This window comes from uncultured Holdemanella sp. (genome assembly GCF_934754935.1).
Taxonomy (GTDB): Bacteria; Bacillota_I; Bacilli_A; order Erysipelotrichales; family Erysipelotrichaceae; genus Holdemanella.
The window spans coordinates 1-20,863 of sequence record NZ_CAKVJB010000004.1 but is presented as its reverse complement, the minus strand read 5'-3'; the positions used below and the strand labels follow the sequence as shown (position 1 = coordinate 20,863).

Sequence of the window (20,863 nt, the reverse complement as noted above, 5' to 3'; positions counted from 1 at the left end):
TTATGCCAGTTCTTGTGCTAAACGAGGCACAATCTGTTTTTTACGAGAAACAAATCCTTGATCTTTAAATTCTTCCACGACATCACGAACAAAATGAGATAATTTACCTACATATAAGAAGCGTGAGCCACGACCTTCCACATTTGTGATGACCATCAACATTAAGTCGTATTCATGAACTTTATTTTGTTCCTCCATATACTTCAAGAAATCTTTTTTGATTTCATCCACAATACTTAAATCAAATGTAAAAACTTGACTTACCGCAATGTGATATCCACTCAACATATATTCTTTAACATCATTATAAAGAATATTTTTGAATTCTTTTCCACGAATCGTAGCCGTATTTTCAAACAATTCTTTTGCCATCGCATCAAAATCAATATCATATTCACTTGATAAGCGCTTTGCCAAAGTATGATCTATTGGAGTACATGTTGGTGAATTGAAATTCATTGTATCACTAATCATTCCATACGCAATTAATTTTGCGATCGTTTCAGGTATTTTTACACCATATTCACCATACATCAATCCAACAATCGTACATGAACTTCCAACGATCATATTTCTAAATACAATTGGACGATCCGTTTCAATATCACCGATTCTATGATGATCTACGATCTCTACAATATCTGCCGTTTCAATATCACTAATACTCTGTTTCTTTTCATTATGATCTACAAGAATGAAGCGTTTCTTTTCCGCCTTCAACAAGTTATATCGAGCAACCGAACCCAAAATTTTATTTTGGAAAACAACTGGATAAGAAGAGTGACGCGTTTTTAACATTTCACGCTCTACATCTTCCACATACTCACTCTTATTAAAGCGAATCACTTTATTAGCTGGAGTCATAATCAATTCAACAGGAATGGAACGATAAATCATTTGAATAATCTTCATAATATTATAAGGTGTACTAATTAAAGTAACTCCCATCTGTTTTGCCATTTCAATAATATAGCTATTTGGAACAAAGTTTTCCGCAACCACAATAACCGCACAACCCTTTGCCATACTCTTGATCATACTGTCTTCATGATCATTCAAGACCATAATGGCCCCTTTTAAATCTCTTTCCATCAAGCGCTTGTCCGCAATACGAACAAATCCACTTCTTTCAAGATTTCCCTTTAAAATAAAAGACCCCTTTACACTGGCCACTAAATTTTCTAGAGGTGTTTCCTTCAACAACTCACTTGTAATATTTAAATCCTGCATTTGAACCTTAGAAACATCTCCCAAAGTAACCATGCCTTTATATTCGTTTTGATCATCCACAACATATAAAGTCTTAACATGATTTTCTAAACATAGATCCCATGCACGACGAATGGTTTGTCCCTCTTCAATTGTCACCGCATCATCGATTTCAATTTCCTCTAACGTTGATCGTGCCGTTGTTAATAAAACAGGCATATTTACATTTAATTTGTCTAATATAAATTTTGTTTCTGGATTCAATGTGCCCAAACGAGCAGCCGTTGCACTAATTCCTATTTGCCTTTTCAATTCAGCAAGAGCCAAAGCTGCACATATCGAATCTGTATCTGGATTTTTGTGTCCAATCACATAAATTGGTAAGCTCATTAAAATCTCCTCTCAATTATCTTAATTTTGTATTTAATATTATAACATGAAAAAAAAGAAGATTCATTATCGAATCTTCTTACTTAACAGCATCTTTTAAAGCTTTGCTAGCTTTAAATTTAACAGACTTGCTTGCAGCAATTTCAATCTTTTCTTTAGTAGCTGGATTGATACCTGTACGAGCTGCTCTTTCACTAATTGAGAATTTACCAAATCCGAATACATCTACAGTACCATTATCTTTTAAAGTATCAGCTACTGTATCGAATACGAATTGAACATAAGCTGTTGCGTCTTTTTTTGAACAACCAAATTCTTCAGCTAATTTTTCAGCTAAATCTTTTTTATTAATAATATTAGACATTTATATGTTCCTCCTCTAATTATTACCTCGCTATTTTATCATTTCTCTTACTAGAGTGCAACGTCTTTCATCATCGTTTCAACGACATATTTAGGTAAACCTACCACATTGGTATAATCACCCTCAATGTGATCTACAAAATCACATTCCTGAATACCATAAGAACCTGCTTTATCCATACATTTTCCACTATTTACATAGGATAAAATGTCTTCATCCGTCAACTTTTTAAAATACACATCCGTCGTTTCAACATGTAAAATTGTTTGATTTTTATAAAGAACACAAACCCCAGTTTTTACTTGATGTCTACGATTCGATAAAGATTTCAATGTTTCAATAGCTTCAGCTTTTGATTTAGGTTTTCCTAATATTTTATCATCCAAACACACAATCGTATCTGCCGAAATAATAATTGAATCTAAATAGGATTCTCTTACCTCTTTCGCCTTTGATTCAGCCACCTTTTTTAAAGCCTCATCTAAGCCTAAGCTTAAATCAAACACTTCATCCTTTAAAGCTGGACAAACCATAAAATCATAGCCCAATGCTTTTAATATCTCTTTTCTTCTAGGAGACTTTGATGCCAATACAATCATCTTTCAAAACCTATCGGTGCCTTTTTCACCATATAATATATCGCCAAAATACTGGCCGGAACTATGACACAAACCACTTTGATTACACAAGTTAACACAAGCTTATAAAAAATCATTTCCGGAAGCATACAAATCATAAAATCCGTATTTGGATCTAATAGCCATAATTGATTTGAGAAAAAGATGGTATGAAACCAAGTCCAAAAACTTGTGAAATCTGTTAAGATCCAGAACCCAAAGAACACAAGCATCAATATGAATGTAAACATAGCTGTTAAAAACCCTTTGCTTAAATACGCAAACACCAATGTTTTATCATTTAAGTAAAAATATAAAACAATCAATACTAAAATAATAAATGCCACTTTAGCTACCTTTAGAGCATTCTGATACAAAGCCTTCACATCCACCATATGACTCGTTTCTTTTTCATTAAACGTTTCTTGAGATACACCATACCATGTAATATGACCCTTAATATCATTGCGCTTATCATCCAAATAATTCAACAATAAACGTATACTTTGATTTAAATCTTTCTTAGAAACACCAATATCACTAGCCAATTCCATCTCTTCATACTTAGGAATATAAAAATCTGGATTTAGCGCTGTACTCTTGATACTAAAAACAACGCAAACAATAATAAAGCACCAGCCAAATATAAAACTTAAAACGCGTCTCATTATTCTACAGCTACCAAGTCAGCCTTTTCTACCATAGGCATAGCTTCAATCAAACTCACCAAAGATTGTATACTGATTTCTAAATCACTAATATCTAGAGTTAATGCCACATTGGCAATTCCGTTAATTGGAATTGTCTGGTTAATCGCCAAAACATTAACTTGTTTTACCGAAACTAAAGATAAAACTTTAGACAACGTTCCCTTTTCATTTCGTAAAATCATTGAAATAATTGCCTTACGATTCGATTGTTCTGCATTAAATGAAAAAACGGCATCCTTATATTTATAATAAGTACCTCGCGAAATACCTACCATTTTAACAGCTTCACTAATTCTTTTTGCCTTGCCCGACTGCAATAAAATACGCGCCTGCATTACTTGTTCTAATACATCCGGTAAAATATCACCACTCACGACATAATATTTACTCATACTTAATAAACGCCCCCTTTTTGGCTATCATTAAACAACGATGTTTTAATTCATGCAAATTTTCATCTAAAAACTTAGATAGTTCAATCAAACGATTCTTTTCTAAAGAAACAACCATCATTGTTGAACCACTACCCGAAATCCACATTGGAAGTTGTTTTTGTTCACAATACGTCTTTATCCTATCATATTCTTTAATAAATTGCCTACGATATGGTTCATGCAATAGATCCTTACAAGAACTTGCAAGTAAAGACTCATCTCCCTGTTGTAAAGCCTGCACAAAGACTAATGCATGAGATACTTGACTCACACAATCTTTAAAGGCCATACCAGTCGGCAAAACTTTTCTTGCCTGAGAAGTTTTTACCTCATAGCCAGGAACAATGGCCATGCAATAATAGTCAGCACAATTCACTAGACTCATTTTCACATCTTCTTTTTCCATAAAACAAGCTGTTGCCTGACCAAAAATAGCCGGAGCTACATTATCAGGATGCCCCTCAATACTTGTGGCAATCTTTAAGATTTCCATCTTATCCATATACTTTTTAAACCAAGCATCACAAGCTAAGATTCCCGCAACAACACAAGTTGAACTTGAACCCAACCCTCTCGCAAACGGGATATCCGTATCAATTGAGAGTTTAAAAGTTGGATACTCTAGATGTAAATAATCACATGTCGTATAGAAAGCTTGTACAACTAAATTATTACTACCTTTAAATTCATCTGGACAACCTTCCACAATCAATTCATCACTTTCTTCAAAAGTAAAACGGGCCCACCAATCTACAGCCATTCCTAGACAATCAAATCCCACACAACAATTTGCGCTTGTCGCCGGGACATGTACACTAATCATGAAATACCTCTTTAGTACTTTGACATACCACATCTTTCATAGATGCTACATCAATCACTTTATTATGTAAAATCTCTAAATCTTGAAGTTCCTTAAGTTGAGAAGGAATAGAATCCTGACAATACTTTGATAATGTTTCCATAGCTTTCCATTCATTTTCTTCATCATATCCCAATGCCATCAAAACATCTTGACTAAATTTATATGGAGAAGCCGTTGCCAAAGAAATAACAGGACGATCTTTACATTCTTTTGCGACTTTGTACGCAATCGCAGAATGAGGGTCTAATACATAAGAAGTCTTATCGTACACAGATTTAATTTCTATGCTTGTATTTTCATCATCTACACTGCCACACGCAAATAGATTTTGAATGGTTTTAAAAGTTTCATCATCAATCTTGTAACGACCCTTTTCATTTAATTCCTGCATCCATTTCGATACTTTTTCTGTATCTTTATTTGAAGCATAATATAATAATCGTTCTAAGTTTGAACTAATCAAAATATCCATACTTGGTGAAATAGTCTGGATAAAATCACGATTACGATCATAAACACCTGTCGTTAAAAAATCAGTTAATACGCGATTGGCGTTGCTGGCAACATAGAATTTTTCTACTGGAAGTCCCATTAAATATGCATAATATCCAGCTAACACATCTCCAAAATTTCCGGTTGGAACACTAAAAGATACTTTATCGCCCAATTGAATATCGCCTTGTAGAACCAATTGTTTATAACTATCAAAATAATACACAATTTGAGGAACCAAACGACCCACATTGATAGAATTCGCACTTGTTAATAGAATGTTTTGTTTTGCACAATATGCATTCAATTCTTCATCTAAGAATAAACGTTTTACTTGGCTTTGGGCATCATCAAAATTCCCCTGAATTCCAAACACATTCACATTTTTACCTTTTTGTGTAACCATCTGACGATATTGAATCGCACTTACTTTTTTATATGGATAGAAAACATTGATTCCAATATTCTCTACATCACAAAATCCAGATAAAGCAGCCTTTCCTGTATCTCCACTTGTAGCCGTTAAAATTAAAGCTTTTTGGTTTGTGCTTTTTAATGCACAGGACATCAATTGAGGTAAAAGGGTTAGAGCAACATCTTTAAAAGCACATGTAGGACCGTGGAAAAGTTCTAAAACATAAACATCATCTACTTTTTTAACAGGTGTAATTGCTTGTTTAGAGAATGAATTCGCATATGCATTTTCAACACATGCCTTTAATTCTTCCTTTGTATAATCTGTAAGAAGATGTGAAAGAATATAAACCGCATTTTCTTTATAGGACATTGTACATATTAAAGATAGATCCAAATGAATTTGGTCTAAAGTTGGAAGTACATATAAGCCCCCATCTGGACTCATTCCATTTAGTATAGCTTGCTTGCTTGAAACGCTTTGGTGTGCGTCTCTTGTAGAAATATAATCGTTCATGAGAATCCTCCTTGAAAATCTATATGTCATATGATACAATGTTCACGCTTTAAAAACAAGTGTTTTCTAAAAAGATACAGGAGGAACGATATGAACGCAGTTATCTTAGGTTATGGAGTTGTCGGAAAAGGGATTGAAATCCTTGCGAATTCACTCGAAGATATCAATATCAAATACGTCTATGTGCGTAAAGAAAAGGAAAACTTGCCATATTTTTCAAACAATGAAGATATGGTTATTCAAGATGATATTGATATTGTTTTTGAATGTTTAAACGGATTAGAACCTGCCAACACATTGATTCAAAAAGCTTTAAAAAAAGGCAAACATGTCATCAGTTCAAACAAAGCAGTTGTTGCGACATACTTAGATACATATTTAGAACTTGAAAAAGAGTATGGTGGATCCATTCAAGTCGAAGCTTGTGTGGCCGGTGGCATCCCCTTTATTGATGCCTTATTGAAACTAAAAAGACTTGAACCACTACAAGGATATGAAGGTATTTTTAATGGCACGAGCAACTATATCTTAGATTCTATGCAAAAAAACAACTTAGATTTTGAAGAAGTTTTAAAACAAGCTCAAGAAAAAGGGTATGCAGAAAAAGATCCATCCAATGATATTGATGGTGTTGACGTATATTATAAGACAAAGATTTCAAACAGTTTAGCCTTCAATACACCAATTGTCGATATTCCTTATTATGCCGGAATTCGTACAATCAAGATGCTAGACATCAAATTCATCAAAATGAACAACAAAGTATTGCGCCATCTATCTGTTTCAAGACAAATTGAGGATAAGATCATTTCCATTATCGCTCCTTGCTGCATGGATGAAAGTGATTTCTTAGCCAACGTCCCAAGCAACTACAACGCTCAAAAAATTCTTTCACATAGTTTTGATACACTAGGCTATTATGGCCAGGGAGCTGGACAATTACCTACAGCTCAAGCTATGGTACAAAATGCTTTAGATACGCTTGAAGATAAAGAAAGAAAAATTGTTTATGCAACACCAAAAGAATTCGATACATCTCTATTAAAAGAAACTTGGTTGATTCGAAGTGATGTTGCTTTAGAAAACTATTATCCAATCCAAAAGAAAGAGGCTAATTATTACTGGATTGAAAATCAGGATATGTCAATTATTAAGAAAGTAAAAGAATTAGATAAAAATAGCTTTATCGCATTATGGAGGTAGCTCACATGTTAAAAATCACTAAATTTGGTGGTTCTAGCGTCGCAAACGCAGAACAATTTAAAAAAATCAAAAACATCATTCAACAAGATCCAACACGCCGATACATCGTTGTATCGGCTCCTGGAAAACGCTTTTCAGCCGACAACAAAATCACTGACCTATTATACTTATTGGATGCCCACAGAAAATACCATGTGGATGCATCGAGTGTATTTAAACTCATCAAAAATCGTTTCATCGAAATCAAAAATGAATTAGGTTTAAAACAACCTATTGAAAAAGAATTAGATGCATTTTACACCAATCTAAACCAAATGTCGCAAGCTGTCATCGTCAGTCGTGGTGAATATTTCTGTGCTAAATTAATGGCTGAATATCTAGGTTATGCCTTTGTGGATGCCAAAGATATTATTCGCTTTAAATTAGACAAATCCATCGATTGGGATGCGACCAGCGCAAAACTACAAGCTAAATATGCTCAATATGACCACTTTGTTTTCCCAGGCTTCTATGGAACAAGCGCCAATGGACACATTCAAGTCTTCCCTCGTGGTGGAGGTGATATTACCGGGGCTATTTTGGCGAAATGTCTTCATGCCGACGTATATGAAAACTGGACGGATGTATCTGGATTTCTAATGGCGGATCCTACAATCGTTCAAAACCCAAAAGGAATTACACATATCACTTATTCGGAGTTAAGAGAACTTTCTTACATGGGGGCTAGCGTTTTACATGAAGAAGCTATTTTCCCTGTAAAAGAAGCCAACATTCCAATCCACATTTTAAATACAAATCGCCCTCAAGATGCAGGAACTATCATCCAGGAGCACTCTAAAATAAAGAGTGGATATCCAATAACAGGTATTGCCGGTAAAAAAGATTTCATGTCGATCTACATTTATAAAAAGCACATGTCCAATGAAGTCGGCTACATTCGTAAAGCTCTATCCATTTTAGAAAAATACCATATTAGTATTGAACACATTCCAAGTGGAATCGACTCATTTAATATTGTTGTAGAAAAGAAAGAAATTGAAGAAAGTCTTTATGAGATCTTAGCTCATTTTAAAGAAGAATTAAAACCAGATAAATTAACAGTTCAAGATGATTTAGCCCTAATTTCTACAGTAGGTAAAAACATGTCAGATAAACCTGGTACAAGTGGAAAACTATTTGGTGCTTTAGGTAAAAACAACATCAACATCGTCATGATTGCCCAAGGTAGTGATGAAATCAATATTACAGTTGGAGTTAAGAAAAAAGACTTCACAAAAACAGTCCAAGTTATATATGATACTTTTGTAGGAGGAAACGAATAATGACAACAATCGCAATTGCCGGTGCTACAGGTGCTGTAGGACAACAAATGTTAGAATGTTTAAAAGAAAGAAACATTCAAGCCAATCTTAAGTTATTAGCTAGCGCAAGATCAAAAGGAAAAGAAATCGACGGACATATCGTTGAAGAGTTGACGAAAGAAAGTTTTCAAGGCGTCGACTACGTTTTAGGTGCAACAGGAAATGACATCACTAAAATGTGGATGCCATGGGCAAAAGAAGCAGGATGCATCGTCGTCGATAATTCAAGTGCATTTCGTTTAGATGAAGATGTCCCTTTAGTCATTCCTGAAGTGAATAAAGAAGACATTAAAAATCATCATGGTTTAATTGCGAATCCAAACTGTGCCACTATCATCGCTTTAGTTGCACTACATGCTTTACACAAGAAATATCACATCAAACGAATGATTGTGACTACATTTCAAGCTGTTTCAGGAGCCGGTGTACAAGGAATTGAAGATTTGAAGAATCAAATCGAAGATGAAAACATTCCATCAAAAGCCTTCCCTTATCAAATCGCATTCAATCTTATTCCTCAAATTGGAGATTTTGATGACTTAGGCATCTCTAAAGAAGAATGGAAAATGCAAAATGAAGCAAGAAAGATGTGGCATGATGATGCATTAAAAGTAAACTGTACTTGTGTTCGAGTTCCAATTTGGCGTTCTCACTCTGAAAGTATCACGATCGAATGTGAAAACGAAGTCGATGTCAATGAAGCAAGAGACTTATTAGCTCATGCCGATGGAGTATTACTAAAGGATGATCCAAAGAATCAAATCTATCCAATGCCAAAAGATACGACAAATCAAGACTTAGTCTATGTAGGAAGAATTCGTAAAGACATCACGGATGAAACAAATCATACATTATCTCTATTCTGTTGTGGCGACCAAATTCGTAAAGGTGCTGCTACAAATGCAGTTCAAATTCTAGAAGAATTATTAAAGGCAAACGATTAATTTCGCTTGCCTATTTTTTTAGTTGATTTCAATATCTCCACTTGTTGTATTTAAAGTTAGCGCCGCATTATTTGATCCTAATACTTGATTTACAGAACCACTAAACTCATCCTCACCAATTTCAATATCTCCACTCATTGTAGAAGCACTAACAGATACATTATCAATGTTTTCTACACTCACATCTCCGGAAGTGGTTGTTAATGAATTATCCCCAGTCAATTGACCATCAAATTCAATATCTCCACTTGTGGTAATGAAGCTACAATTATTTAAACTTCCATTTTCAATTGAAATATCCCCAGATACACTTATTACTCTAGAATCCTTTAATGACACGTTTTGAATTTCGACATCACCCGCAACAAGATTTCCATTCACAATTAAAGAGTCATTTGTCGTATAGATAATCACTTCATTATCATCATGACCTACAAAATGTTTATTTGAAATTGTTTCTTTTACAGTTAAAATGCCATGATCAACAGAATATTCCAGCTTTTGTTTCTTCGCATCCTGCAAACGATAAGAAATCGCATTCTCGCTTGATTTTTCAATTCTAACATCCATACTTGTCAAATCTAAATGTACAGATGTAAAAGCTTCTGTTTTCTCATAATTTAAAGGTTCTCTCACAATCGAAGTTTCTGAGAATTCTACATTACGAATCAAATGAATCGCAAGAAAACTACCTCCTGCAATACATACAAGGATACAAACAATTATTATAATACCAATCTTTTTCATCAAATCACCTCTTTCACTACTAGTTTATCACCACTACTATGTTTTGTATAGTAGTATGCTCAAAAAATTAGAAGAATCATTTTTTGATTCTTCCCTTCTTTACATTTGGCAAAATAAAATGCTCATACATATACTTCCACAACATTTCACTACCCTCATGAGTCTTTTCGTTTCTTTTTAAAATCTGTTCTAAATGCACACCATTTTCAACCCACATTCTTCCATCGGTTGCTGCATTCAACATAACCGGCTGAAAATTATCCATTACTCTGGCAAACTTAGCTTCTACAGTTTGTCTTTTTTCAAATTCATTCCATAAATCAAACATTTTCTTGGCCTGATCTTCTGGCAATAAATTAAAAATACGATTTGCGGCAAGCGCTTCTCTTTTACTTTGTGTTTGTAAACCCTGATCATCATATGCATATGTATCACCCGCATCAATTTCAACAAGGTCATGTATTAACAACATTGAAATTGTCTTTAATACATCAATTTCTTCATTCGCATATTCGCTCAAAAGTAATGTCATAATGGCCATATGCCAAGCGTGTTGCGCATCATCTTCAAAATTTTTACCATTACTTTGTAAAGTTTTTCTTTGAATTTGTTTCTCTTTATCGATTTCTAAAATAAACCGCATCTGTTTTTCAATTCGTTCCATATTATCACCAAAACTATTGTAACATACAAAAAGGCCCGGATTCACTCAGGCCTAATCTATTACGTCAACTTACGAAATCATCAGTGAACTTGAGGAAGGAGCAAAATCGATTTCTATTGACGCAAACTTTCTTAAAAACTTCCTTTCGAAGCCAATAAAATTATATCATCATTTGCAAGTATTTACAATAAGATTGTAAATATTTTACATTTCATGAAAGCACAAATGCATAAAATATTACACAAACTATTACACTCGATAAAACTACACCAATTATAGGCAATTTTTTTAGTGATGCGATTACCGCTACAACACCAGCTACAATTCCAATCCATACATTCTCATCCACATATAATATGGATGGAAATATCAATGAGGCCATAGCCGTATAAGGAATCAATTTTGACGTACTCTCATCATTAAAATGACGAGATTCTCTTTCTCGCATTGCAAGAAATGGAGCATCGCAAAGCTTTCAGCATGGTTCTAGACCTTGCATATAGTCTTTGCATAACTCTTGTTTTTTGAGCATTTCCAATCCATGTGGACCGTACTCTGTATACTCATACTGCATCCAGCAGGGCTTACGCCTTAGACCTGACTGGATGAGGGATTCTTTATGCTAGAATCCAAAGCATGATTTCATTGTGTGTCCACATTTTTTCTTATTTGAAATCAGTGTTTCCTGCATCTTGACAAAGTGTGGAAAATCAAAATGACAGGCTTTAAAATCTGGTGCAGTCAATGTGTCGTCAGTATGACAAATTAGAAAAGCAGAATACAAATCTCTTTGTACTTTATGTCCTTCAATCGTTTTAAATCTTTCGTTTAAAGTAGGTTTAATATATTCACCCGTATCATGGTGAAGTTGAGAAGCACGATATTGATGAATATCTATTTCGTAGTATGGTATTCCATACTGTGTTGCCTTTGTTTTTAAATCAGCCTGCATAAGACCTGGAGAACGGTTCTTGATAGAGTGTCCATAGCGTTTCTTACGTTTATATTTGCGCACCATCTTCAAAGTACCGTCTTTTTGTTTAACGGATACAGCTTTATCCTGTCTTTCGGCTTTTTTGGACTTCTTCTGCAAAGCTTTAAAGTTCATTGGCTCAAGGATGAATTCGCTTGTGTTCTGAACGACTCTGTTGATAAAGGTATGGTGTGAAGTCTTGATATAAGCAGATTGTTTTCGATAGAGAACTCGAACTTGGCGTTTTAAACGTCTACAGCGTCTTGTAGTTTTCCATTTATGTCTTCCCTTTTTAACTGTACCATTTTTATTATAGTTATCTGGATTATGCTTTCGCATAGATGCATCTATCAAATTCTGCTTATGACGAATCTCTTTTTCATACTTTACAGAATCTGGAGCCAGTTCTTCCAGATGAACCTCGTTGTTTGAGGCTGTCGCAATCGTAGAGGTTCCAAAGTCAACGCCTGTACGATGTCCACCATCTTTTGACAGCTCAATTCGTTTTGGCGCATCACCTCGAAGTGTGATCACTACATAATATTTGAATCCACTGTTGAATTCGATTCTTTTTAAAAATGAATAAACAACATCTTCTTTTAAATCAACAGATGAGATGATGTTCTGGATATATTCATCTTCTGGAACACGCACTTTAAAATAGTGCTTCATAAAACATATGGTATCCCATCTTGAAAGACGTACTCCTGTTGCAGCGCATTTTTGTTTGATACAATCGAAACTATTATATCTTCGATAGTGAAGATGACGCCCATCCTCAAATAGAACTTTTTCCACTCCCTTATATACAGCATCAGCTTCTGCCTGTGCCTGATGAGAGTTGATGTAGTTCTTGTATTTCTTCTGTTCTTTGGATACGAACTTACACAAAGAAGTCTTCGTAAGATTATACTCTTTTTGTTTCATACACATGATGTTTGACAACTCTTTTTTCTTCTTCTTTTCAGAAGCTGACAGTTCAGAAACTTTCTTTTTAGAAAATTCAGCTTCTCCATAAGCTTTGCGTGCACCCACATATTCTTTATCATGAAATAAAGCATTCAATCTATTTGTAGCATATCGAACTAATTGATTATGCATCTGATTCGCATAGAAAAAAGACTTCGACAAAAAACGTTTCTCAGATCCACTTAGTTCCAATTGAAAGCGTACTGTATACATATCGAAGTCTCCTTTTTTTGCGATGTATTCTACAAATATATTATATCATGGTTCACGTATAGAAACAGCTGAAAACCAGTTACATACGTCATTCATCTCATGACTAAAGTCACGAGCGTTCTGACTCTTCCCGTAAAAATGTCGCAAATTTTCCCGACACTTTCACTCGATCCATACACAAAACTGGCAACATTCTTGGTATATATATAGATAAACAAAGAAAGAAAATCAATATTCCAAATTTCATTGTAGATCCTTTCCAGAAATGAAACACATTCCAATAAGTGCACATCCAAGTGTTGATATCAGAATCGATAATGAACTCGATAAGAATTGATTTAATACTAAATTTACGATCATTGTCAAAATCACTACATATAATAAACGAATTGATTTCTTCATATTTGGCACTAATAAACCAATAAACATCGCATATAAGGAAACACCTAAACTTTTCGATACAATACTTGGTAGTATACTTGAAAACAATATACCTAGAGCCGATCCAATATTCCAGGATAAATAACTAAATAAGGCTAATCCTGCAAAGAATGATGGAGTTAGCTTATTTATTTTTTTATCCGTCATTGACATCGCAAACACTTCATCTGTAATGCCAAAAGATAAAAGTAATCGAACCCACAAGTTTGTCTTCTCCATTTTTTCCATAATACATGTGCTCATAATAATATGCCGCAAATTCAAAATAAATACCGTCAATACAATTGTAATATAGGCAACATTTTGAGCTAACATTGTAACTGCCGCCACTTGTCCAGCTCCTGTATACACAAACAAAGAAAAGCTCAATGCCTTAAAAAACGTAAGTCCTGTGGCTTTTGCCATCATTCCATACGCTATACCAACTGGTATATAGCCTAAAATGATAGGTGTTGCTGCTTTGGCACCCTCAATAAAATCCCTTTTCATAATCATTCCCTAAAAAAAAGAAACAGTTTAAAAAACTATTTCTCTTCTTCCTTCTTATTTTCTTCAGTTGTTTCTGTTTTTTCTTCAACAACCACAGTTTCTTCTGGCTTTTTAAAGCCTTCACTAAATACGCCTAAGGCATAGAAAAGCACACTAAAGCATAGCGATTGATAACACGTTGTGATCATATACATCACTAAATTCAACACATCAACATTTGTACTGTAATATGAAATAAATGTATTATATGCTTGAATAGCTGCATAACATGTATAAGCTAAAGATAAAACGGCAAATACATATAATAGAATCGTTAGTGATTTTGTCTTTTTCATCTAAATTACCCCCTAAACAATGTATTCATTAAACCACTATTTTTAGAATTATACAAACTTAAATTCTTTCAGTTTATTTTAAGCAAACGCCTCATATGTATCATCCTCACATACAATTTGAATGACACGCTTTCCATCCACGACAGTCGATACAATTTTATCTGGATATTCCATGGCATCTGAACGAATTGTTAATTCGATTCCTTGGGATAACTGAAATTTCTTTGTACGCTTATTGTTTAAGCTTTCGGGAACCACCTTAAATTCCGTATCAAAATTCTTTCGTTCAGGAAGGGCTAGTAAACAATCTTTAATCACATCTTTTTCAATTTCTTCTTCACTAAAAGAATACGAATCAATCAATTGATCAATACACTGATTATAATTTAATTGTTGTGGCGTATTCATCACATTCTGCAATTCACTTGATAACTTCACATAGTCTTTTTTAGAAACTGGCTCTACTGCACTTTTCAATTCATTATCCACAGCCTTAAATGCTGAATACGTATTCTTAGCATCATCTCTAGCTTCATCCAATTCCAAAAAAGAAACTGTCCAATATTTAGCCATAGTGTCGGAATAGACTTTAATATCCTTAAATACAATATGCGAATTAATTTCATACATTGAAAATACAGCTGATTTCCATAATGACTTTTTATCCCCTGAAAAGCCATACTTCTTCGATAAATCATTCCCATCATACCACTTGGAATGTTCTACTTTGGCAACCACATATAAAAGTTCATCACTACTATTTTGTACTAAAACCTGAATCAAGCTTCCCTTTTTCACACTCGAACCCATATGATAAATTTTTGCCTGTGCTAGACGCTCACTTGTCAAAAGCTTATCTGCAATACTATCTGTAAGTACTTCACACTTATTTTGATCCAAAGCCATTTGACGAACACATGAAACCACTTGTGTTTGTTCATCATGAATGGTATACATTTTATTTTTCTCATTTGAATTTGCGTACTCAATATATTCTTTCACAAAGACTTGAAATTCTTCTGGCATTTCTTTTCTTTGCACCATATCATTATCTAAATCCAATATATGGAAGGATGTATATAAAATTGTCATAAAAAATTTACTCCTTTTTATCTCAAATATTATACAATAAGTGAAGGAGGTTTTGAAAATGAAAAGAAAATCGATACCTATTTTATTATTAACTGGCTATTTAGGAGCTGGTAAAACCACTTTATTAAATCACATTCTAAAAAATCAAGAAGGATATAAAGTTGCGATTATCGTCAATGATATTGGTGAAATCAATGTTGACCAAAAACTAATTGATAAAAATGCTCAAATCCAAAAAGAAGATACAGACGTTGTAGGTCTTACCAATGGATGTATTTGTTGCACACTAAAACTAGATCTTTTGCAGCAACTCTCAGCCTTAGCTTCATCTAATAAATTTGATTATATTATTATTGAAGCCAGTGGTATTTGTGAACCCATCCCAATCGCACAAACCATCACAGCCGCTAATGAAACACTATATTCTAGAGGATTACCAGAACTATTCCACTTAGACAACATCATCTGTGTTGCCGATGCAGCAAGATTATCGAATGAATTCAATTGCGGTAAACACTTATTAGAGCCTTGTGAAGATGAAGATTCTTTAGACTCTTTATTGATGCAACAACTTGAATTCTGTAACACTGTAATTTTAAACAAAGCAGAAACCGTCAGTGAAGATGAAAAAAACGAAATCAAGGCTGTCATTCATAAATTATGTAAAGATGCAGGAATTATTGAGGCTAGCTTTGGTCAGGTCAATTTGGAAGAACTTTTAAACACACATAACTTTGATTATGAAAAAGCCCAAAACAACATTGGCTGGCTTCATGAAATCGAAGAACATGAACATCATCATGATCATGAACATGAGGGTGAAGCTTTAGAATATGGAATCTCCACTTTTGTGTGGCAAACAAGAAAGCCATTGGATTTAAAAAAGTTCACGAATCTATTAAACAACTATCCAAACGTCATTCGTACAAAAGGTTATGTATGGTTTGATAATCAACCTGACTCTGCCTACTTATTTGAACAAGCTGGTAAATTAAATTCACTTACAGAAGACTCATTATGGATTGCGTCAGCACCTAAACAAACTCAAATGGATTTATTGAAGGCCAATCCACAACTTGCCAAAAACTGGGATGAAGAATATGGTGATCGAATCAATCAATTGGTCTTTATTGGAAAGAATATGAATGAAGAACAAATAAAAAGACAGTTCAACGACTGTCTTGCATAGGAGAAGCAATTCTCCTATTTTTTTATTAACTTTGAAAAGTTATGATCCAAAATCCTTTCAACTTCAGAATACGATTTATCCTTTATTTTAGCAACCCATGTAATTTCATTTTGTAGAGCCGCTATATAATCGTCACTATCAATAGCCCATTTCACAGCTTCAATACCATCGGATTCCATAAGTAGTTTATCAATAGATACTTGTTTTACTAAACGCGTTACTTCCTCTTCTTTTCCAATGGAAGGACCAATTGTGAAATAAGATACCACTTCATCATACTCTAGAACATAATCCATACATCCATACCAATGGACAACATATATATTTGGGTATTTACGAATCAATTCAAGTATTGCCTTTTCTTGACCCTTTGTATGAAGAATAACTGGTTTATTTAAAGCTTGCGCAAGTTGAAGTTGTTTTTCAAACACTTCTTTTTGAATTTCTAAATCCACATCACACCATACACTATCCATGCCAATTTCCCCAATAATCAAAGTCTTTTTCAACAAAGGAAGCATAGATTCATATGTATCCAAGCTTGCATTCCAAGGATGTACTCCACAAGAATAGAATAAATGTTTTTGGTTGACAAGCTCAAACTCTTTTTCATTTGCGACGTTACAAATACCAGAAATTCCATATTCATTCTGTAATGCATTTATTTCTTTTGAATAATGATAATGAGCATCATGCATGATTTTCACCCTTCAACAATTCATAGACTTGTTTTTTTAATTCACTCTGAGAAAACAGCCAATCTCTTGATTTCTTTTCTTTCGATAAATCAATTTCCTGCAAGATATGACTTGGCTTATTCGACAAAATCAAAATACGATCTGATAGATATAAAGCTTCATCAATATCATGTGTAACTAATAGAGTTGTGCGATTATAATTCTTTCTTAATTCCAACAACCAATCTTGCATATCATTACGAGTGATGACATCTAAAGCCCCAAATGGTTCATCTAATAAAAGAATATCCGCCTTACACAAAGAAGTTCTTAGAAAGGCTGCTCTTTGACGCATCCCTCCTGAAAGACTAGAAGGATATGCGTTTTCATATCCGGAAAGGCCAAATGTTTCAAATTCTTTTAAAGCCCTTTGTTTCATAGTTTTATCATGATTGATTTCACCATATAGACATACATTATCTAAAATGGTTCTCCATTCGAGCAACAAATCATTTTGTGGCATATACGCAAAATGACTACTCACGCCCTGAACGGACTTGTCATCCACAAAAAGCTGTCCTGAATAATCTTCAATCAATCCGGCCAATATATTTAAAATGGTAGATTTTCCACAGCCACTCGGTCCAAGAATAGAAACGAATTCTCCTTCTTGAATCGAAAAAGAAATATCGTGCAATATTTCTTTTCCCGAAAATTCAAGATTTAGTTTTTCAACCTGTAGCTTCATTATTTTACAAACTCATTTGTATATTGGTCTTTCGCATCGATCTTGTGATCAATCAATCCAGTTTCATACATGAAATCTGTATAATTATCCCATACAGAATCTTTCATAACACCCCATGAATCTGCATCTTTGGCATATTGACTACTTAAGTATTTTTGACTTTCTTTAAGGAATTTCAAATCTGTATCTGTCAATGCATCATCATGTAAGATTTCAGCTGCTTTATTTGGATGATCAATCGCATATTCATATCCTTTTTTAGTAGCTTCCATAAATTTCTTGATTGTATCCGAATTCTTCTTGATCATTTTATTGTTTGTGATAATAACTGGAGTATAGTAATCTAATCGACTATCTAAATCAGCTAAAGGCATATAGTTTAAATCATATCCATCTTGCATAGCTTTAATAATAGCCCAACCATAGAATTCCCATCCAAGATTCACTTTATTTTTACCGACTTCATCGCTAAGTCCTGCAATACCAGATCCATCAGATCCTACAATATTTAATTTACTAAAATCAGCACCCACTTCATTCATAACCGCTTTAATAACAGCTTCTTCACTTGGTGCTCCCCATCCTGCATATGTCTTTCCTTCAAAATCCTTTACAGAATTGATGTTTGCGCTCTTTAAAGACACAAATCCAGAAGTATTGTGTTGAATAATTGTCGCAATTGTTTTAATAGGAAGTGGATCTTCACTAGTTAAGGCATACGTAACATCTTCTTGGTAAGAAACACCAAAATCCGCTTTTCCAGCTGCAACCATTGAAGTTGTCGCATTATCCCCTGGTTCAATAATATCTACATCTAATCCCGCTTCTTTATAATACCCTTTATTTTTGGCCACATAGAAACCAGTATGGTTTGTGTTTGGAGTATAATCCAACATTAAAGTAACCTTAGTCAATTTGTCATCTGAACTTGATGTTTGAGCACAACCAACCAAGCTTAACGCAACTGCAGCTGCACACATTGCTTTTAAAATTTTCATTTTCTTTCTCCTTTTCGTAAATGTGGAAACAATATTTTTTCCAATAAAGACACCCCTAAATTCAATAGGATGCTCCAAAATATAATCATCAATACACACGCAAAAACTTTATCTAACATATACCCATTTTTCACGCGAAGCATATAATAACCAAGTCCTGCTCTACTTGAAAGCCATTCGCCTACAATAGCTCCACCCACACAATAGGTAGCCGCTACTTTTAATCCCGAAAACAAGCCAATGGCACCAGAAGGAATCTTTACAATTTTATAGATTTGAAATAGATTGGCGCCAAAGCTCTTTAAGAGATTGATTTCTTTTTCACTCACTTGCGACAAAGCATCCGTAAAGGATATCGCAATAGGAAAAAAACACATAAATATGACAATCAAGACTTTGGGCAACAAATCAAAGCCAAACCAAATTGAAAATAATGGTCCTAAAACCATGATGGGAACGGTTTGTGTGACAATCAAATATGGATAAATACTTGTCTTAAATGTTTTCGAAAGATCCATACCAATGGAAATCACAATCGCAAAGAAAGTACTAATCAATAGTCCTAAAACAGATTCTTCCAATGTAACAAGTGAATGCTGCATCAAAATATCCATATTTTCAATTAGTGTACTGATAATTTTTGATGGACTTGGCAATATGTAAAGTGAAATATCAAATGCACGAACATATAATTCCCAGCCACCAATCACTAGAATAAACACAAGCAACGGCATGACAATTCTACGATTTTTCTTCATTATTGCCTCCTTTCCAAATAAAAAAGGCACCCTAGAGTGCCACTATCAATCGATATGACTCCCTACGCTAGAATTAACCAGATCAGGTAATAAGGGTTTTTCTCAGCAATTGCACCCCTGTCATGTATGTTTTTACTTGCCCATAGATTATATCACAATCTTAGACTAATTTATATTTCTTGCATATATCCTCAACAATTTCATCTAAACTTTTACCGTCCATTGAAATCGAATCCATTTTCGATGCATATAAAGTATGAAAATAATTAAGATCCGCCTGTATTTCACGCATATAATACGCCTTATGCTTATCTAAATACGATTGAGAAATGTGCAAAAGATTATCATTATCATCGGTAAATACCAAGCGGTTAAAAATATTTTCAGCTCGATCTGTTAAATCGAAACAAATAATATCTGAATCTTCAAAGAAATCTTCATACGCATCCAAATACGCAATAGGACTTAATGCGATGACAACATTTTCCTTTTCTTTGATCCAAGAAGAAATCATTTCTGCTCGCAATTCATCACGTTCATATTGATCATTATATTCATCTTGAAATCCTAGCATCGTACCATACTTTTCTTTGATTTTTTCATCCATATCGATAAAATCGTAACCTATCTTTTCTGCCAACAATTCACCAATGGTTGTCTTTCCAATGTTACCCATCCCAAATATTAATATTTTCATATTCACCTCTATAAATTCTTGCTTATCTTATTTTCTACTTCTGCAATTCTTGCAGCAACCTTCTTTACTTCCAACATCTTCCACGCTTCTAAGTAAGGTAGAAATTCCTCTGTTCCATCTTTGGCAATTTTATCAAGAACACGCATGACAACTTGTCTATTTACTTCTTTCATCTCAAATAAGACACGAGCCTTTTTTTCTTCTACATCTAAACAGATTTTCTGATAAATTTCTTGGGCAAAGGTTTCTTTTTCTATTTCCCATCCTTTTTCTGAAAAGCTCCTCTTTTGCAAATGCATGGTAAATAGAAAAATATGAATCATTGGTGGTATAATAAAATAGCTTGTGGAAAG

At 34.0% G+C, this 20,863-nt stretch carries 23 protein-coding genes, 1 pseudogene and 1 riboswitch; of the genes and pseudogenes, 4 read left to right on the top strand and 20 right to left on the bottom strand.

What is annotated here, in order from left to right:
• From Q0E86_RS01750 to thrC, 7 genes are all read right to left on the bottom strand, one after another.
• Entirely contained in the window at window positions 1–1,599 is a 1,599-nt protein-coding gene (locus Q0E86_RS01750; RefSeq protein ID WP_295754226.1) for a putative manganese-dependent inorganic diphosphatase, read from the bottom strand.
• Window positions 1,600–1,678: 79 nt separating this feature from the next.
• Entirely contained in the window at window positions 1,679–1,963 is a 285-nt protein-coding gene (locus tag Q0E86_RS01745; RefSeq protein ID WP_288536426.1) for an HU family DNA-binding protein, read from the bottom strand.
• 50 nt (window positions 1,964–2,013) lie between these two features.
• A complete protein-coding gene (locus Q0E86_RS01740; RefSeq protein WP_295754225.1) occupies window positions 2,014–2,562 on the bottom strand; it encodes a nucleoside triphosphate pyrophosphatase in 549 nt (182 codons plus the stop codon).
• Window positions 2,559–3,248, bottom strand: a complete 690-nt coding sequence (locus Q0E86_RS01735; protein WP_295754224.1) for a TIGR01906 family membrane protein — start codon at window positions 3,246–3,248, stop codon at window positions 2,559–2,561. Before Q0E86_RS01735 ends, Q0E86_RS01740 begins: the two co-directional genes overlap by 4 nt.
• Window positions 3,248–3,682 (bottom strand): ACT domain-containing protein, encoded by a 435-nt coding sequence (locus Q0E86_RS01730; RefSeq protein WP_003863833.1) that lies wholly within the window; start codon window positions 3,680–3,682, stop codon window positions 3,248–3,250. The genes Q0E86_RS01735 and Q0E86_RS01730 overlap by 1 nt, the downstream gene beginning before the upstream one ends.
• Window positions 3,675–4,547, bottom strand: a complete 873-nt coding sequence (thrB, locus tag Q0E86_RS01725; protein WP_295754223.1) for a homoserine kinase — start codon at window positions 4,545–4,547, stop codon at window positions 3,675–3,677. Before thrB ends, Q0E86_RS01730 begins: the two co-directional genes overlap by 8 nt.
• Window positions 4,540–6,012: a threonine synthase gene (gene thrC / locus Q0E86_RS01720; RefSeq protein WP_288536432.1), complete on the bottom strand. Its 1,473-nt coding sequence runs from the start codon at window positions 6,010–6,012 to the stop codon at window positions 4,540–4,542. The genes thrB and thrC overlap by 8 nt, the downstream gene beginning before the upstream one ends.
• Window positions 6,013–6,102: 90 nt before the next feature.
• Here thrC and Q0E86_RS01715 point away from each other — a divergent pair, with 90 nt between their 5' ends.
• Genes Q0E86_RS01715 through Q0E86_RS01705 form a run of 3 tightly spaced genes read left to right on the top strand, consistent with a single transcriptional unit; the run spans window position 6,103 to window position 9,520 of the window.
• Entirely contained in the window at window positions 6,103–7,215 is a 1,113-nt protein-coding gene (locus tag Q0E86_RS01715; protein ID WP_295754222.1) for a homoserine dehydrogenase, read from the top strand.
• 5 nt (window positions 7,216–7,220) lie between these two features.
• Window positions 7,221–8,537, top strand: coding sequence for an aspartate kinase (locus Q0E86_RS01710; protein ID WP_295754221.1), 1,317 nt, complete (start codon window positions 7,221–7,223; stop codon window positions 8,535–8,537).
• Window positions 8,537–9,520 carry an aspartate-semialdehyde dehydrogenase gene (locus tag Q0E86_RS01705; protein ID WP_295754220.1) on the top strand — a complete coding sequence of 328 codons (984 nt, stop codon included), beginning with the start codon at window positions 8,537–8,539 and terminating at the stop codon, window positions 9,518–9,520. Before Q0E86_RS01710 ends, Q0E86_RS01705 begins: the two co-directional genes overlap by 1 nt.
• Before the next feature lie 18 nt (window positions 9,521–9,538).
• On the opposite strand, the gene Q0E86_RS01700 is transcribed toward Q0E86_RS01705, so the two are convergent.
• The 7 genes from Q0E86_RS01700 to Q0E86_RS01670 all read right to left on the bottom strand — a co-directional run bounded on the left by Q0E86_RS01700 (window position 9,539) and on the right by Q0E86_RS01670 (window position 15,443).
• Window positions 9,539–10,267: a DUF4097 family beta strand repeat-containing protein gene (locus Q0E86_RS01700; RefSeq protein ID WP_295754219.1), complete on the bottom strand. Its 729-nt coding sequence runs from the start codon at window positions 10,265–10,267 to the stop codon at window positions 9,539–9,541.
• A 76-nt stretch (window positions 10,268–10,343) separates the two neighbouring features.
• On the bottom strand, window positions 10,344–10,931 hold the full coding sequence (locus tag Q0E86_RS01695) for an HD domain-containing protein (RefSeq protein ID WP_295754217.1): 588 nt from the start codon (window positions 10,929–10,931) through the stop codon (window positions 10,344–10,346).
• A 211-nt stretch (window positions 10,932–11,142) separates the two neighbouring features.
• Window positions 11,143–11,379: an AzlD domain-containing protein gene (locus Q0E86_RS01690; RefSeq protein WP_295754216.1), complete on the bottom strand. Its 237-nt coding sequence runs from the start codon at window positions 11,377–11,379 to the stop codon at window positions 11,143–11,145.
• 174 nt (window positions 11,380–11,553) lie between these two features.
• Window positions 11,554–13,086 (bottom strand): hypothetical protein, encoded by a 1,533-nt coding sequence (locus tag Q0E86_RS01685; RefSeq protein ID WP_295754215.1) that lies wholly within the window; start codon window positions 13,084–13,086, stop codon window positions 11,554–11,556.
• 243 nt (window positions 13,087–13,329) lie between these two features.
• Window positions 13,330–14,016, bottom strand: a complete 687-nt coding sequence (locus Q0E86_RS01680) for an AzlC family ABC transporter permease (protein ID WP_295754214.1) — start codon at window positions 14,014–14,016, stop codon at window positions 13,330–13,332.
• A 35-nt stretch (window positions 14,017–14,051) separates the two neighbouring features.
• On the bottom strand, window positions 14,052–14,351 hold the full coding sequence (locus Q0E86_RS01675; RefSeq protein ID WP_295754213.1) for a hypothetical protein: 300 nt from the start codon (window positions 14,349–14,351) through the stop codon (window positions 14,052–14,054).
• Between the two features lie 78 nt (window positions 14,352–14,429).
• On the bottom strand, window positions 14,430–15,443 hold the full coding sequence (locus Q0E86_RS01670; protein ID WP_295754212.1) for a nucleoid-associated protein: 1,014 nt from the start codon (window positions 15,441–15,443) through the stop codon (window positions 14,430–14,432).
• Between the two features lie 58 nt (window positions 15,444–15,501).
• Between Q0E86_RS01670 and Q0E86_RS01665 the strand changes: the two genes are divergently transcribed.
• On the top strand, window positions 15,502–16,632 hold the full coding sequence (locus Q0E86_RS01665; RefSeq protein WP_295754210.1) for a GTP-binding protein: 1,131 nt from the start codon (window positions 15,502–15,504) through the stop codon (window positions 16,630–16,632).
• Window positions 16,633–16,646: 14 nt separating this feature from the next.
• Here Q0E86_RS01665 and Q0E86_RS01660 read toward each other — a convergent pair whose 3' ends face one another.
• From Q0E86_RS01660 to Q0E86_RS01635, 6 genes and pseudogenes are all read right to left on the bottom strand, one after another.
• The gene (locus Q0E86_RS01660; protein ID WP_295754209.1) at window positions 16,647–17,330 is read right to left on the bottom strand and encodes a TatD family hydrolase; all 684 of its coding nucleotides are present in this window, start codon (window positions 17,328–17,330) and stop codon (window positions 16,647–16,649) included.
• Window positions 17,323–18,057 (bottom strand): ABC transporter ATP-binding protein, encoded by a 735-nt coding sequence (locus tag Q0E86_RS01655; RefSeq protein WP_295754208.1) that lies wholly within the window; start codon window positions 18,055–18,057, stop codon window positions 17,323–17,325. The genes Q0E86_RS01660 and Q0E86_RS01655 overlap by 8 nt, the downstream gene beginning before the upstream one ends.
• On the bottom strand, window positions 18,057–19,055 hold the full coding sequence (locus Q0E86_RS01650) for an ABC transporter substrate-binding protein (RefSeq protein WP_295754207.1): 999 nt from the start codon (window positions 19,053–19,055) through the stop codon (window positions 18,057–18,059). The genes Q0E86_RS01655 and Q0E86_RS01650 overlap by 1 nt, the downstream gene beginning before the upstream one ends.
• Entirely contained in the window at window positions 19,052–19,813 is a 762-nt protein-coding gene (locus Q0E86_RS01645; RefSeq protein WP_295754206.1) for an ABC transporter permease, read from the bottom strand. The genes Q0E86_RS01650 and Q0E86_RS01645 overlap by 4 nt, the downstream gene beginning before the upstream one ends.
• A gap of 42 nt (window positions 19,814–19,855) precedes the next feature.
• A riboswitch (TPP riboswitch) is annotated at window positions 19,856–19,942 on the bottom strand.
• A 31-nt stretch (window positions 19,943–19,973) separates the two neighbouring features.
• Window positions 19,974–20,510, bottom strand: a complete 537-nt coding sequence (locus Q0E86_RS01640) for a shikimate kinase (RefSeq protein ID WP_295754205.1) — start codon at window positions 20,508–20,510, stop codon at window positions 19,974–19,976.
• 8 nt (window positions 20,511–20,518) lie between these two features.
• Window positions 20,519–20,863: pseudogene (locus Q0E86_RS01635) on the bottom strand (hypothetical protein); the annotation flags it as partial.

What these genes read in the sequence shown, in the direction of transcription:
- Q0E86_RS01715 (WP_295754222.1), top strand. Translation starts at nt 6,103, where the DNA reads ATGAACGCAGTTATCTTAGGTTATGGAGTTGTCGGAAAAGGGATTGAA.
- Q0E86_RS01680 (WP_295754214.1), bottom strand. Translation starts at nt 14,016, where the DNA reads ATGAAAAGGGATTTTATTGAGGGTGCCAAAGCAGCAACACCTATCATT.
- Q0E86_RS01710 (WP_295754221.1), top strand. Translation starts at nt 7,221, where the DNA reads ATGTTAAAAATCACTAAATTTGGTGGTTCTAGCGTCGCAAACGCAGAA.
- Q0E86_RS01740 (WP_295754225.1), bottom strand. Translation starts at nt 2,562, where the DNA reads ATGATTGTATTGGCATCAAAGTCTCCTAGAAGAAAAGAGATATTAAAA.
- Q0E86_RS01745 (WP_288536426.1), bottom strand. Translation starts at nt 1,963, where the DNA reads ATGTCTAATATTATTAATAAAAAAGATTTAGCTGAAAAATTAGCTGAA.
- Q0E86_RS01700 (WP_295754219.1), bottom strand. Translation starts at nt 10,267, where the DNA reads ATGAAAAAGATTGGTATTATAATAATTGTTTGTATCCTTGTATGTATT.
- Q0E86_RS01675 (WP_295754213.1), bottom strand. Translation starts at nt 14,351, where the DNA reads ATGAAAAAGACAAAATCACTAACGATTCTATTATATGTATTTGCCGTT.
- Q0E86_RS01685 (WP_295754215.1), bottom strand. Translation starts at nt 13,086, where the DNA reads ATGTATACAGTACGCTTTCAATTGGAACTAAGTGGATCTGAGAAACGT.
- Q0E86_RS01645 (WP_295754206.1), bottom strand. Translation starts at nt 19,813, where the DNA reads ATGAAGAAAAATCGTAGAATTGTCATGCCGTTGCTTGTGTTTATTCTA.
- Q0E86_RS01670 (WP_295754212.1), bottom strand. Translation starts at nt 15,443, where the DNA reads ATGACAATTTTATATACATCCTTCCATATATTGGATTTAGATAATGAT.
- Q0E86_RS01695 (WP_295754217.1), bottom strand. Translation starts at nt 10,931, where the DNA reads ATGGAACGAATTGAAAAACAGATGCGGTTTATTTTAGAAATCGATAAA.
- thrC (WP_288536432.1), bottom strand. Translation starts at nt 6,012, where the DNA reads ATGAACGATTATATTTCTACAAGAGACGCACACCAAAGCGTTTCAAGC.
- Q0E86_RS01750 (WP_295754226.1), bottom strand. Translation starts at nt 1,599, where the DNA reads ATGAGCTTACCAATTTATGTGATTGGACACAAAAATCCAGATACAGAT.
- Q0E86_RS01730 (WP_003863833.1), bottom strand. Translation starts at nt 3,682, where the DNA reads ATGAGTAAATATTATGTCGTGAGTGGTGATATTTTACCGGATGTATTA.
- Q0E86_RS01660 (WP_295754209.1), bottom strand. Translation starts at nt 17,330, where the DNA reads ATGCATGATGCTCATTATCATTATTCAAAAGAAATAAATGCATTACAG.
- Q0E86_RS01735 (WP_295754224.1), bottom strand. Translation starts at nt 3,248, where the DNA reads ATGAGACGCGTTTTAAGTTTTATATTTGGCTGGTGCTTTATTATTGTT.
- Q0E86_RS01665 (WP_295754210.1), top strand. Translation starts at nt 15,502, where the DNA reads ATGAAAAGAAAATCGATACCTATTTTATTATTAACTGGCTATTTAGGA.
- Q0E86_RS01650 (WP_295754207.1), bottom strand. Translation starts at nt 19,055, where the DNA reads ATGAAAATTTTAAAAGCAATGTGTGCAGCTGCAGTTGCGTTAAGCTTG.
- Q0E86_RS01690 (WP_295754216.1), bottom strand. Translation starts at nt 11,379, where the DNA reads ATGCGAGAAAGAGAATCTCGTCATTTTAATGATGAGAGTACGTCAAAA.
- Q0E86_RS01640 (WP_295754205.1), bottom strand. Translation starts at nt 20,510, where the DNA reads ATGAAAATATTAATATTTGGGATGGGTAACATTGGAAAGACAACCATT.
- thrB (WP_295754223.1), bottom strand. Translation starts at nt 4,547, where the DNA reads ATGATTAGTGTACATGTCCCGGCGACAAGCGCAAATTGTTGTGTGGGA.
- Q0E86_RS01705 (WP_295754220.1), top strand. Translation starts at nt 8,537, where the DNA reads ATGACAACAATCGCAATTGCCGGTGCTACAGGTGCTGTAGGACAACAA.
- Q0E86_RS01655 (WP_295754208.1), bottom strand. Translation starts at nt 18,057, where the DNA reads ATGAAGCTACAGGTTGAAAAACTAAATCTTGAATTTTCGGGAAAAGAA.